At 64.2% G+C, this 13077-nt stretch carries 11 protein-coding genes; 5 read left to right on the top strand and 6 right to left on the bottom strand.

The window, feature by feature from the left end; genetic code table 11:
- The first annotated feature begins 199 nt into the window (after nt 1-199).
- Both ABIA90_RS05185 and ABIA90_RS05180 read left to right on the top strand, forming a co-directional pair.
- Nucleotides 200-1396, top strand: a complete 1197-nt coding sequence (locus ABIA90_RS05185; RefSeq protein ID WP_354117506.1) for an acetyl-CoA C-acyltransferase — start codon at nt 200-202, stop codon at nt 1394-1396.
- 113 nt (nt 1397-1509) lie between these two features.
- Nucleotides 1510-2805 (top strand): MFS transporter, encoded by a 1296-nt coding sequence (locus ABIA90_RS05180; protein WP_354117505.1) that lies wholly within the window; start codon nt 1510-1512, stop codon nt 2803-2805.
- Here ABIA90_RS05180 and ABIA90_RS05175 read toward each other — a convergent pair.
- From ABIA90_RS05175 to ABIA90_RS05165, 3 genes are all read right to left on the bottom strand, one after another.
- Nucleotides 2802-4205, bottom strand: a complete 1404-nt coding sequence (locus ABIA90_RS05175; RefSeq protein ID WP_354117504.1) for a carbohydrate porin — start codon at nt 4203-4205, stop codon at nt 2802-2804. The two genes, ABIA90_RS05180 and ABIA90_RS05175, sit on opposite strands and share 4 nt — an antisense overlap.
- Before the next feature lie 21 nt (nt 4206-4226).
- Complete coding sequence (locus tag ABIA90_RS05170) at nt 4227-5243, bottom strand: transporter (RefSeq protein ID WP_354117503.1); 1017 nt, start codon at nt 5241-5243, stop codon at nt 4227-4229.
- A 113-nt stretch (nt 5244-5356) separates the two neighbouring features.
- On the bottom strand, nt 5357-6139 hold the full coding sequence (locus tag ABIA90_RS05165) for an acetoacetate decarboxylase (protein ID WP_354117502.1): 783 nt from the start codon (nt 6137-6139) through the stop codon (nt 5357-5359).
- A gap of 220 nt (nt 6140-6359) precedes the next feature.
- Between ABIA90_RS05165 and ABIA90_RS05160 the strand changes: the two genes are divergently transcribed.
- The 3 genes from ABIA90_RS05160 to ABIA90_RS05150 all read left to right on the top strand — a co-directional run bounded on the left by ABIA90_RS05160 (nt 6360) and on the right by ABIA90_RS05150 (nt 10255).
- Nucleotides 6360-7535 (top strand): patatin-like phospholipase family protein, encoded by a 1176-nt coding sequence (locus tag ABIA90_RS05160; RefSeq protein WP_354117501.1) that lies wholly within the window; start codon nt 6360-6362, stop codon nt 7533-7535.
- 433 nt (nt 7536-7968) lie between these two features.
- Entirely contained in the window at nt 7969-9342 is a 1374-nt protein-coding gene (locus tag ABIA90_RS05155; RefSeq protein ID WP_354117500.1) for an aldehyde dehydrogenase family protein, read from the top strand.
- A gap of 112 nt (nt 9343-9454) precedes the next feature.
- Entirely contained in the window at nt 9455-10255 is an 801-nt protein-coding gene (locus ABIA90_RS05150) for a type 1 glutamine amidotransferase domain-containing protein (RefSeq protein ID WP_354117499.1), read from the top strand.
- A 114-nt stretch (nt 10256-10369) separates the two neighbouring features.
- On the opposite strand, the gene ABIA90_RS05145 is transcribed toward ABIA90_RS05150, so the two are convergent.
- The 3 genes from ABIA90_RS05145 to ABIA90_RS05135 are packed head-to-tail and all read right to left on the bottom strand — an operon-like array spanning nt 10370 to nt 13015.
- The gene (locus ABIA90_RS05145; protein WP_028157690.1) at nt 10370-11023 is read right to left on the bottom strand and encodes a TadE/TadG family type IV pilus assembly protein; all 654 of its coding nucleotides are present in this window, start codon (nt 11021-11023) and stop codon (nt 10370-10372) included.
- Nucleotides 11023-11580: a TadE/TadG family type IV pilus assembly protein gene (locus ABIA90_RS05140; RefSeq protein ID WP_135214335.1), complete on the bottom strand. Its 558-nt coding sequence runs from the start codon at nt 11578-11580 to the stop codon at nt 11023-11025. The genes ABIA90_RS05145 and ABIA90_RS05140 overlap by 1 nt, the downstream gene beginning before the upstream one ends.
- Before the next feature lie 10 nt (nt 11581-11590).
- Nucleotides 11591-13015 carry a TadE/TadG family type IV pilus assembly protein gene (locus tag ABIA90_RS05135; RefSeq protein ID WP_354117498.1) on the bottom strand — a complete coding sequence of 475 codons (1425 nt, stop codon included), beginning with the start codon at nt 13013-13015 and terminating at the stop codon, nt 11591-11593.
- Between the last annotated feature and the right edge of the window lie 62 nt (nt 13016-13077).

Here is a 13077-nt window from a genome sequence, read left to right as displayed (position 1 = left end):
GCCCGATCAAGTCGGGCGATGACAGTGTCGTGCGGAGCGGTCACCACGCCAAAGCCCGCGACACTCACGTCACCCCCTCCAGTCGAACGACCAAATCTCATCCGACCCACGACAATTTCTCATGCCGGTCGCGGTTGCATTTTTTGCGCCGCATCATATGATGATCATAATCTTTTCCGTCATCGCTGGGAGTTTCATCATGGCCGAAGCCGCCGATCCAGTCGTCATCGTCTCCGCCGCCCGCACCCCGCTCGGCCGCTTCATGGGCGAGCTGTCGCCGCTGGCGGCACACAAGCTCGGATCGCACGTGATCGGCGCGGCGCTGGAACGGGCGAAGCTTGCGCCTGAGAAGGTTGACGAGGTCTTCATGGGCTGCGTGCTGCCGGCCGGACAAGGCCAGGCACCGGCGCGCCAGGCAGCGCGCGCGGCCGGCCTGCCCGACGCCACGGGCGCGACCACGGTCAACAAGGTCTGCGGCTCCGGCATGAAGGCGACCATGCTGGCGCACGACATCATCCGCGCCGGCTCGGCCGAGATCGTCGTTTCCGGCGGCATGGAGAGCATGAGCAACGCGCCCTATCTGCTCGCCAAGGCACGCGGCGGCTACCGCGTCGGTCATGATCGCATCATCGACCACATGATGATGGACGGGCTGGAGGATGCCTATGAGACCGGCCGCTCCATGGGCGATTTCGGCGAGGCCACCGCGGAGGCCTATCAGTTCACCCGCAAGGACCAGGATGCCTACGCGATGGAGACGCTGAGCCGCGCGCGCAAGGCGGTCGAGGGTGGCGCGTTCAAGGCCGAGATCGCGCCGATCACACTCACCGAGAAAGCCGGCCCGCGCATCGTCGCCAATGACGAACATCCGCTGAAGGTCGATCCTGCGAAAATCCCCGGATTGAAGCCGGCGTTCCGCGCCAACGGCACCATCACGCCGGCGGCCTCCTCCGCCAATGCCGACGGCGCCGCCGCGCTGGTGCTGACGAAGCGCTCGCTGGCTGATCGCAACGGCCTGCCGGCAATTGCCGAGATCAAGGGTCACGCCACCCACAGCCAGGAGCCGCAATGGTTCACGACGGCGCCGATCCCGGCGATCCGCAAGCTCCTCGACAAGATCGGCTGGAGCGCCGGCGACGTCGATCTGTTCGAGATCAATGAGGCCTTCGCCGTGGTGGCGATGGCGGCGCAGCGCGACCTCGGCATCCCGCGCGAGAAGCTGAACATCAACGGCGGCGCCTGCGCGCTCGGCCATCCCATCGGCGCCACCGGTGCGCGGCTGATCGTGACGCTGCTGCACGCGCTCGAGGCGCAAAACCTCAAGCGAGGCGTCGCGGCACTCTGCATTGGCGGCGGTGAAGCCACGGCCATCGCCGTGGAGCGTCTGACGCACTGACCTAGACACGTCCGAAAATGAGGGAACTCTGTCATTTTCGACAGACACGTTCCGTGCCATTCTGCAAGCTCGTGCAGGTGTCTCAAAGCCTGCCCATCAAACATTGAGGCCCAATGATCTCGAACTGGCTCGCGGCGACACTCAGCCGCCGCAATATCCACTACGGCTGGGTGATGGTCGGCGTGACCTTCCTCACCGCGCTGATCAGCGCCGGCACGGTCGGTGCGCCCGGCGTGTTCATCGTCCCGCTTCAGCACGAGTTTGGCTGGAGCACGGCGCAGATTTCCTCCGCGCTGTCGATTCGCTTCATCCTGTTCGGGCTGATGGCGCCGTTCGCGGCCGCCCTGCTCAATCGCTACGGCCTGCGTAACGTCACGCTGACCGCGCAGCTCATCGTCGTCTCGGCGCTGGTCCTTTCGCTCGGCATGACTGAAGTCTGGCAGCTCGTGTTGCTGTGGGGCGTCGTGATCGGCATCGGCACCGGCATGACCGCGCTGGTGCTGGGCGCTACCATAGCGACGCGCTGGTTCGCCGCGCGGCGCGGCCTCGTCGTCGGCATCATGACCGCGAGCGTCGCCACCGGCCAGCTCGTATTCCTGCCGCTGCTCGCAAGCCTGACCGAGCGTTACGGCTGGCGGCTCGCGCTCGGCTTCGTCTGCATCGCGCTCGGCGTCTCCGCCGTGGCGGTTCTCCTCGCGATGCGCGACCGGCCGAGCGATGTGGGCCTGCGCCCGTTCGGCGACGAAGGCACCGAGCCCCTGCCGGCCCCGCCGGTCAGCCATGGCTCGATCACGGGCGTGGCGCTCGGCACGCTGCGCGACGCCTCGAAGTCGCGGGCGTTCTGGATCCTGTTTGCGACCTTCTTCGTCTGCGGCGCGTCGACCAACGGCCTCGTCCAGGTGCACCTGATCCCGATGTGCCTCGATTTCGGCATCCCGCAGGTACAGGCGGCAGGCCTGCTCGCCGCGATGGGTATCTTCGACTTCTTCGGCACCATCATGTCGGGCTGGCTGTCGGACCGCTACGACAACCGCTACCTCCTGTTCTGGTACTACGGCCTTCGCGGGCTCTCGCTGATCTTCCTGCCCTTCAGCGATTTCTCGTTCTACGGGCTCTCGATCTTCGCGATGTTCTACGGCCTCGACTGGATCGCCACGGTGCCGCCGACGGTGCGGCTCACCGCGCAGAAGTTCGGGCCCGAGCGCGCCAATCTGGTGTTCGGCTGGATCTTCGCCGGCCATCAGCTCGGCGCAGGCACCGCGGCGTTCGGCGCCGGTTTCTCGCGGACGGTCTATGAGAGCTACCTGCCCGCGTTCTTCATCGCCGGCGCGCTCTGCGTGTTCGCCTCGCTGATCGTGCTGGCGCTGTCGCGGCAACCCAAGGCCGAGCCGAAGCCGGCGATGGCCTAATACCTGATCGTGGTGGTGACGCCGAAGACTGCGGCGTCACCGATCCGCGAAACGCCGGTCGGATCGTTCGGATTGGGGATGCCGCCGGAGGGGCGGAACACGTATTGGAAGTAAGGCGCGATCAGCCAGCCCGGCTTGATATGCGCCTCATAGATCATCTCGATCAGCGTCTCGTTGCTGCGCACCGGACTCTGGATGCCGGTGAAAGCCTGCGTATCAATGTCAAGATTGCGCGCGGTGTTCGAAATCCGCATATAGGCCATTGCCACGCCGAAGCGATCGAGCGGACGGCCTGGCGTGAAGCCGACGAAGCCGATGCCGCCGTCCACATAGAGGTCGATCAGATTGCGGTCTGGCGGGCTGTAGGCGATGCGGCCGAACGCGGTGACGCCCGGGATCGAGGCTGACGTGCTGTTGTCTTTCACCTCCGGCGGGCGATAGAGCACCTGCTCGATGACGGCGAAGATACCGTAATTGCCGCGAAGTCTTGCAGGCACACCGCTTCCGCCGGGATCGGCGATCGAGAGCCCCTCGGCCGTAAAACGCTGGCTGTCGAACGAGCCGTAATGCTTCCAGGCGCCCGGCGTGAAATTGCCGGCGAGCGGCCGGCCGCCGATATCGATGTCGTAGTTGAAGCGGACCTGCCCGATCACCCACGGCGGATCGTTGACGCGGAACGCCAGGCCATGGTGGTCGCGCAGCTGCGGATCCTGATCGCCCGGACCTGACGGATCGCCGTTGAACACCGCACCGAACGCGGTGATGTTCTCGGTCAGCGCCGCCTTGACGCGGATGCCGGGCACCGCGATCGGCGGTGCCGGGCCGCCGGCCGGAAGGTTGCTCGCCTTGATCGCGGGCCAGCCGAACGTGCCGTTGATGAAGAGGTCGTCGGTCTGGCTGTCGAAGAACTCGACGTCGGCGGCCTGCTGGCCGGCCCTGATGTTCAGGCGATCGCCAAAGAAGCTCTGCTCGAAATAGGCGTTGTAGAGCCGCTGGTCCGGCAGTGCCTCGATCTCGCTGATGGTGGCGAGGTTCACCACGTAGTTGCGGGAGAGCCCCTGGCCGTAGATCACGAACGCATTGGCGTAGAAGCGGCCACCGGTCCAGCCCACGAGCTTGTCGAGATCGGAATCGACCGAGAGATCGAGGCGCCCGAAATGGATGGCGCCACGCTTCACGCCGCCGGAGACGTTGGCGATGTTGTCGGCGATATAGGTGGCGCCGAAGTTCAGGCCCTTGTTGGCGAGCCCGTCATGCCATTCGTTGGACCATTTTGGCGCCAGCCATGCGGCCGCGCTTTCGTCCTTGGCGCCGGCGAGCGCGCCGGTGCTCGCCAACGTTGAGGCCAGCACGATCGCGGCCGCATTTCGCAGCGGAAATCTGTGGGACGTCCCGATCACGGCTGATACCAGCTGCGTACGCTACCTGAAGATACCCGTGCGCCGCATGAACAGATAGGCCGCCCCCACCGACGAGGCCATCAGGAGCGCCGCCCAGAGAAATCCGCTCTCGACGTCGGTGAGCGGCAGGCCCTTGGTGTTCATGCCGAAGATGCCGGTGATCAGGGTCGGCGGCAGCAGCAGCGAGGTCACGATGGAGAGCGTGTGGAGGTGGTGGTTGCTCTCCTCCTCGTTCTTGAAGCGCAGCTCCTCCTCGAGCAGGCGGCTGCGTTCGCGGAGCTCGACGATGTCGTGATCGAGCCCGTCCAGCCGCTGCGCCAGCTTGCCGGCGTGAATGCGCAAGGCCGGCGCGAGATGATCGGTGTTCTTCTGATCGAGGCGGTGGAACAGCACGCGCAGGCCGGTGAGCTGGCGATGCAACCTGACGCAGGTCCGGCGCAGCCGGCCGAGATTGCGGCGCATCTCCGGCTTGGCGTCGTCGGCCAAAATCCGCTCCTCGATGTCGTCGATCTCCTGGCCGAGCTTGTCCGCCATCCGGTCCAGTGTGTCGGCGACCTCGTCGACGATCTTTTCCAGGAGATGGGCGACGTTGTCGACGCGGTAGCCGCCTTCGAGCACGCGGCGCGTCGCATCGGCCGAGCACAACGCCTGATGCCGGCCGCTGACGAGAAGATGCTCGGTCATGGCGAAACGCAGGAACGCGGTCTCTTCCGTCGCGCTGTCGATGTCGCGCACGAGATCGGAGAAGACGCCGTAAACGCAGTGGTCGATGACGTGAAGCTGCTGGAAAGTGTCGTTGGACAGCAGGAGGTCGCGCGCGAGCGGCGGCAGCTGTGACGCTGCGATCCAGGGCCGTGCGCGCGCATCGGTCAGGTTGAAATGCAACCAGAGCCGGCCGTCATGGCTGAACTCGATCGGCTGGTCGATCGGCAGCGCCTCGGCGCTGCCGTCGCCGTGCAGCCGGAACGCCCAGACCAGGCTGGGAATGGCGGGCACGGAATCCGATATCGCGCTGACAAGCTTCGCCGGCTCAGCCATGGCCAACCCCAACCGTCAACAAATGCCCCGCTTCCAGAAGATGGCTGACGGCATCTTCCGGACCTCTCACGGGTACTCAATTACGGCTTTGTTACAGTTTGATGATGGCCGCCCTACTCCGCGGCCAGCCCCGTCGCGGCCACCGCCTCGGCCTCCTTGACGTAGTCGTGCACGACGCGGCCGAACGGCAGCGTGAGATCGGCGATGTAATGGTGCGCGCCCATACAGCGGCGAACCGGGAAATCCGCGACCGGCGCGTTGACATGCGGCACCAGATGCAGCCGGCCGGGCCCCATCCAGGAGCCCTTCGGCACGATGTCGATGAGGTTGATCGCGACGAGCTGACAGACTTCGAGACGGCCGTCGACGCCCGGGATCATCTTCAGATTGATCTGCGTCTTCGACAGCGTCGCACGGGTGCGATCGCCGTTGCCGGCCATGCTCTCGTGCTTGTAGCCCATCGTGCCCATGGCGACGAGCTGGCCGGCATATTCCAGCGTGCCCGTCAGCGTGTCCTTGACGATCTCGAGTTTCGGATGGGCGTACTTCTTGGGAAAGCCCCAGATCTCGCGGCCCGCCGCGATCGGCGGATCATCATCCAGATACATCTGCGAGACGAAATTGACCTCCTCGCCGTTGAGGCGTGCGGGAATGACGAGGCCGGATTCGGTGTAGCTGCCGAAGCCTGAGGAGTCCGGCATCTTGATCCATTCGTAATGCACGATCGGCTGGTCGATCGGCTCCAGCGGCTCAGGCAGGCCGGCGCGGATCAGCTCCGGATCGGTCTCGTAGGTGATGACGAGGAATTCGCGGTTGACGAAGCGATAGGGCCCGGCCGGATAGCTCGGCCCCGCCGCCGGCATGGACGGAAGTCTCAGCACGTCTTCCCTGCGCATCCTGATCTCCTGTGTGTGATGCCCGCCCGGCGGCGTCAGGCCCGGATCGCAAATTGCTAGCCGCCGTCATTGACTGCGATGTGAAGGATTTCCGTCAGGCGCACGACCTCCCGCCATTCCCACTGCGGTCGACCTGCATGCAGACGATGCATCGGCGCTGAAATTGTCATCACGCCGTCACTGCCGGACGCAATCGTTTGGTCCACGCTAGGAGGCACCCATGGACGCCCGCACGTCGCAACCGGCTCATCAGACGCATCAGCCTCCCGCACGGGGCTGGCGCCCCGAACGCTGCGACCGCGTCGCGCTGGTTCTGCAAGGTGGCGGCGCGCTCGGCGCCTACCAGGCCGGCGTCTACCAGGCACTGCACGAGGCCGGCATCGAGCCCGACTGGGTCTGCGGTGTCTCGATCGGTGCAATCAATTCCGCCATCATCGCCGGCAACAAGCCGGAGAAGCGGCTGGAGGCGCTGCGCATCTTCTGGGAGCGCATCACCAACCGCAAGATCTGGCATTACACGCCCGACGGCGACATCTTCCGCCAGTGGCGCAATCTCACCAGTGCGTGGATGACGTCGGCGATGGGCCAGCCCGGCTTCTTCACCCCGCACCAGGTCAATCCCTGGTTCAGCCCGGTCGGCGCGCGCACCGCCACCAGCTATTACGACACGATGCCGCTGAAGGAGAGCCTGCTGGAGCTCGTCGACTTCGACCTCGTCAACGAGAAGAAGGTCCGCTTTGCGGTCGGCGCGGTCAACGTGCTCTCCGGCAACTTCATCTATTTCGACAATTCCCATGACGAGATCGAGCCGGAGCACATCATGGCCTCCGGCGCCCTGCCCCCGGCGCTGCCGATGGTGCGGATCGGCACAGATCATTTCTGGGACGGCGGCATCGTCTCCAACACGCCGCTCCAGCATCTACTCGACCAGGAGGACGCGCTCAACTCGCTGGTGTTCCAGGTCGACCTGTTCAGCGCGCGGGGCGTGCTGCCGCGCTCGATCCAGGACGTGATGGCCCGCCACAAGGACATCATGTATTCCTCGCGCACGCGCCACAACACCGACGTCTACCGCCGCACCCACAACCTCAAGGTTCTGCTCTACAAGGCGCTGGCGAAAGTCCCGGACGAGCAACTCTCCGACGAGGATCGCCAGCTCAAGTCGAGCCTGCGCCGCATGCCGGAGATCGCGATCCTGCACCTGATCTACCAGCAGAAGGCCTATGAGGGCGACGCCAAGGACCATGAGTTCTCGGGCACCTCGATGCGCGAGCACTGGACGAGCGGCTACGAGGACACCAAGCGCACGCTGAAGCGCCGCGACTGGATCAAGATGCCGGACGAAGGCATGGGCCTCGTGGTGCACGACGTGCACCGGGAGACAGAGAGCGCGTAACGGCGCTCTTCAGACGAACCGCACCAAACAAAAACTGCGAAAACAACCCCATGCACAGTAGCCGGGGCGTGGCGGATCAATAACTTACGTTTAACCGAAGGAAACTTGACTCGTCGGGCAAAACAGGAGCATGATGCTATCGTTGCCTCCCATCCATTTTGACCTTCGACGACGTGGCGCAAAGCATCAGCCCCGCGGTCTCGATGTCATCACAAACAAGATACCGGTCGATCTCTTCGGCTTGACCATCTGTCCTCGGCGAAATTAGCGTGCGCGCAGTGCGCAGCCTCGGTGCAGCTTTCGCGCGGGAGCGAGCTTCGATTGCCAAATCGCACGACGGATCCGCCCAGCGCCAATCCGCGACATTGGCCACACCGCGCCTCATGCCATAGTGGACGCCAGGCGAAGAACACAACACGGCGTGGAGGAAATGATGATCAAGATTGTACAGGCCTTCGACCGAAAAGAGATCACCGAGTTCGCCAGTGACGACGCCGCCGCGCTGGAGGCAAAGTTCGAGACCGCGCGAAAGCTGTTCGCGGACCGAAAGGCCTGGCTGAAGCCGCATCAGCGGATCGCCATTCTCAACAGGCTCGCCGATCTGGTCGCGGCGAAGCGGCAGGATTTTGGTATCCTGATCGCGCGCGAGGGCGGCAAGCCGCTCACGGATGCGTTGATCGAGACGGATCGGGCGATCGACGGCATCCGCTCGGCAGCGGATTTTTTGCGGACCCGCGGCGGGGTCGAGGTCCCGATGGGCCTGACGCCCGCAAGCGATGGCCGGCGGGCATGGACCATCAAGGAACCCATCGGCATTGTCGCGGCGATCTCGGCCTTCAATCATCCCCTCAACCTGATCGTTCACCAGGTCGCACCGGCGATCGCGACGGGTTGCCCTGTCATCGTCAAGCCGGCTGGCACAACGCCCCTGTGCTGCGTCGAGCTCGTGAAGCTCGTCCACGAAGCCGGCATGCCCGAAGGCTGGGTGCAGACGTTCCTCCCGGAGGATCATAGCCTGCCTGAAAAATTCGCGACCGACCCGCGCGTCGCCTTCCTGAGCTTCATCGGCTCGGCGCGCGTCGGCTGGCATCTGCGATCGGTCATCACCCCCGGTGCACGCTGCGCCCTCGAGCACGGCGGTGTCGCGCCCCTCATCGTCGACCGCAGCGCCGACCTCGAAAAGATCATCGAGCCGATCGCCAAGGGCGGCTATTACCACGCGGGGCAAGTCTGCGTGTCGGTCCAGCGCATCTATGTGCATTCCGCGCTTCAGAAGGAGTTCGTGGACCGCTTCGCGGCCAGGGTCGAGGCCCTGAAGGTGGGAGACCCGACGCTCCCCGAGACAGAGGTGGGACCGCTGATTACGCCGCAGGAAGTTGCGCGTGTCGAAGGCTGGATCAATGAGGCGGTTTCGGCCGGGACACGACAGATCGGGGGCGGCCGGTTGAGCGAGACCACGCTCAAGCCATCGATCCTGATCTCGCCGCCGCGCGATGCCAAGGTTTCCACGCTGGAGGTGTTCGGGCCGGTGACCTGCGTCTATCCGTTCGATCGCATCGACGACGCGATCGCGGAAGCCAACTCGCTTCCGGTCTCATTCCAGTCCGCCATCTTCACGCGCGATCTCGCGGTCGCGCTCGATGCGGCGGAGCGCCTCGACGCGGCGGCGGTGATGATCAACGACCACACCGCCTTCCGCACCGACTGGATGCCGTTCGCGGGCCGCCGCGTGTCCGGCCATGGCGTCGGCGGCATTCCCTACACGATGCACGAGATGACGGCGGAGAAGATGATCGTGTTCAGGTAATCGCCGAACAAGCGCAGGCTCGGCGGAGCAGGACGAAGAAGTGGCCCGGACAGCCCTTGCCGCGATCGAGGGTGCCGCTGGCCGGTCATGAACCCAACAGTCAGGAGATCACATGTCCAAAGGAAAAGTGCTCGTTGTCGGCTCCAATGCCACCCGTATCGAAATCCAGGGCGGCGGCACCGGACCGACCGGCCAATACCTCAATGAAACCGTCGTGCCGGCAATGGCCGTGATCGATGCCGGCTACGAGGTGGTGCTGGCGACGCCGAACGGCAAGCAACCGTACATCGATCCGGCCTCCGATCATGCGGCCCATTTCGGCGGCGACGAGAAAGCCTACCGGCGGGGACGCGATTTCTTCGACAAGGACCCGTCGATGACCAAAGTGCGCACGTTGCGCGCGATCGTGGACGGAGGACTGGATCAATATGCCGCCGTTTTTGTCCCCGGCGGGCAGGGTCCGGTCGTCGACCTCATGCAGGATCCCGAGCTCGGCAAGATTCTGCGATATTTCCACGAACGGAAGAAGATCACGGCGCTACTCTGCCACGGACCGATCGCGACGCTGGCCGCCCTGCCCGACGCCAAGGCCTATCGCGCCGCCCTGATCGCCGGCGACAAGGCCAGGATCGCGGAGCTGGGCAAGGGCTGGCAGTATGCGGGATACAAGATGACGGTGTTCACCGCCTCGGAAGAGATACCGATCGAGGAGCAGTTCCTGCACGGCAAGATCTACTTCACCATGCCGGACGCGCTGGGAGCTGCGGGTGCCGAGGTCAGCCGAAGCGCTGTCGACTTCGAGCCTTACGTCGTCGAGGACCGCGAGCTGATCACCGGCCAGAATCCGCGGTCCGACCATCCCATCGCGGCAAAGCTGATCGCAGCGCTCGACCGCGCCACTGTGGCGGCGTAAGCGTTCACCCCAATGCCATCCCGGCCTGGTGCGCAATTGCGCACAGGGGGGAGGAAATCGGGACAGAAGCTTGCCTCAACGGCATCCGGCTTCTGTCCACCGCGTTCCGTGAAACTAACAGGTCTTCTGCTGCAAGTGCTGCACGCAGGTGCAAGTCTTCGCCGCCGGATATTTCACGTCGTAATAGGGAAAACTCGACGTGGCGGGGGTGTTCGTCGAGCAGCGGGGGAACAGGTAATAGCTGTCGGACAGCTTCACCGTGCCGGCGATCGTGAAGCCGAGGTTGGGCGCGTAGTCGTAGGACACCTCGCTCAGGATGAGCGAGATGTTGGCATTGCTGGTACCGCCCGGCGCGGTAAAGGACGACAAGGTCATCTGCTGACCGGCGGCCCTCGCTCCCGACGTACTGGTCGACTTGCTCCATTGCACCGTCGCGTTGCCATTGCTGTCGGTCGAGACCTCGGAGACCGTGATCGTCATCAGCGAGGTGCTGCCGTTCTTGATGGGATAGGGAGCCATGATGGAGCTCGCCGCAGCGAGAATGCCGTCCATCTGGGTCGACGTGACGGCCGTGTTCTGCGAGATCATGTCGGCAACGCTGTGCGCGGTCGCGCTGACCTTGACGTTCATGGCGAGCCCGTTCCCGAGCTCGACGCCGCCGACATAGAGCACCAGCATGAACGGCGTCACGATGGCGAACTCCGTCGCTGCAACAGCGCGTACATCGGTCAACATCTGCCGAGCGCGAGACGACAGGGCGGAGATCATCAGGTAGCTCCTGGCTCGTTCTGGAACGCGGCGGACGACATGAGCAGCCGGTTGCCATTGCTAAGGTTCGAGAGATTGAAGCCGAGCGGCCCGAGCACGACCGGCCAGACATACATGACGCGGAGAACGACGATATCGCCGGAATCGCCCGGATTGTATTGCCAGCTGTTGGTCACATTGCCCGAGCCGTCGAAGGTCAGCGTGGGCGTCGCCGTGTTCGCGGAAGACCAGGACGTTGCGACCTGCATGTCGACCATCAGACCGCTGCAATTGAACAGGATCACGATCTGATCGCAGACCTTCTGCTTGAAAACCGCCTGGTTCATCTGCGCCGACTGAACCTGCCCCGTCATGACGAGACGCGCCGACTGGCGCACCACGGTTTCAAGCATCTGCTGGGCAAAGAAAACCAGAAACGTCTGGATGAGCGCGATGATGAGGGCGAGAAACGGCGCGGCAACGAGCGCGAATTCGACGGCCGTGGCTCCGCGGCTATCGCCGGCGAAGGCGGCGCAGCGGTTGCGGCGTCTTTTCGTTGTCGTGACCTGTCGGGTCATGGCGCCTTCCCTACTGCACGAGGCTGGCCGTGCTGGACGCAACCTTGATGAAGAGGTTGGTCAGCGCCGCGGAAATGTCGCCACCTGTCTGCACGCTCGCATACAGACCGGGCGATGCGCACGATTGCAGCCGTGTCGCGATCGTGCCGGTTGACGAGGATGGATTGTTGAACTGCGAGATGCGGCTCGTGTACCAGCTGTCGCTCAGCTGCAGATACTCGGTGTAGAGGACCGCGATGCGAATGCCGCGGTTCTTGATCGTCGTGCAGACCGTCGTGTCGAGCGGTTGCTGGCACCGCAAGGTCGTCGAGTTGGCTGTCGGAAGCGCATAGGTGGCATTGGGGTCGCAGGAGCCCCCCGTCTTCGGGATGAGCTTGTCCTCGACGCCGTCGGTGACGAGGAAGACAACTTCCTGCGGCGTATCGCCCGCCTGATTGGTGCCGGTGCCTGGCGCTGGCATCACGGTGTTGACGCCCGTGAGCCCGCCCGAGATATCCGTGCCGTAGTCGGTGGTGTAGGTGCAGTTGCCCTTGCTATCGACAATGGGGCAGTTCTGGTGGTCGACCGTCAGGAGCTGAATGTTGTTGATCTTCGTGGCGGCGGTGTCCGGGGTGGTCAGCACCTGAATCGTGTTGAGGGCGTAGTCGAAGGTGTAGATGGCGGCCTTGTAGGTCGTGTTGTTGAGCGCCGACATGCATTGCATGACGCCGCCCGTCACACCCGCCTGCGGGCACGTCCAGGGTCCCTTCAGCAATTGCGTAACGGCGTTGGTCACGAGATCGATGCGCAGCGTGATGTTGTTTGCGCGTGCGACGGTGAGATTGTCCTTGTTCGTCGAGCTGGCAGTTGCGTTGTTGGGACGCGCCTCATGGCAGGCGAACGAGCAATTCTTCGCGTAGCTGGGCTGGTTCTTCGTGGCCGCGATCATGTTGGTGATGTCGGCCTGCGTCGCAGCAAGCGCCATCGACGGCGAGTCGTCCAGCAGCAGGTAGAAATTCATGTTGGGCGCACTCGACGCCTTCGCCGTTGCGGAGCCAGAGACGTCCCAGGTCTGCTTGCCGAGAACGCTGGGGAAATTATTGACGGACTGCGCGGTGTAGGAAACCGTGATGCTTCGCGCGAGACCGGAATCCGTGACGGTGATGGTCGGCGTCGGCGTCGCCGTCAGACCGGAAAGATTCGCCTTCGCTGCAAAGACGGCTGCGGCGGTCGCCTGGACGACCGTCTTGTCGGTCTGGGTCAGCATCGCCGGCCGCACGGCTGCGATCGCGGCCGCGTCGGCGGCTGCGTTCAGTTGCTCGCGCTTGCGGACGGCCTGCGTGTAGTCGAGCGTCATGCCCAAGAGAAAGACGATCGGGACCATCGTGAGGGCGAAGATAACGGCGATGTTGGCCTTCCGGTCTCTTGCGAAACGGAGCACTACCCGGCGGAGCATGACCTTCATCCTGATTGCCGTCGTGGCGGCAGAGAGCAATTCCTAAAGTCTTTTGATCGGGG

The sequence above is a fragment of the Bradyrhizobium sp. LA6.8 genome (assembly GCF_040547935.1).
GTDB classification, from domain to species: domain Bacteria; phylum Pseudomonadota; class Alphaproteobacteria; order Rhizobiales; family Xanthobacteraceae; genus Bradyrhizobium; species Bradyrhizobium barranii.
This window is presented reverse-complemented; position numbering and strand designations above follow the sequence as displayed.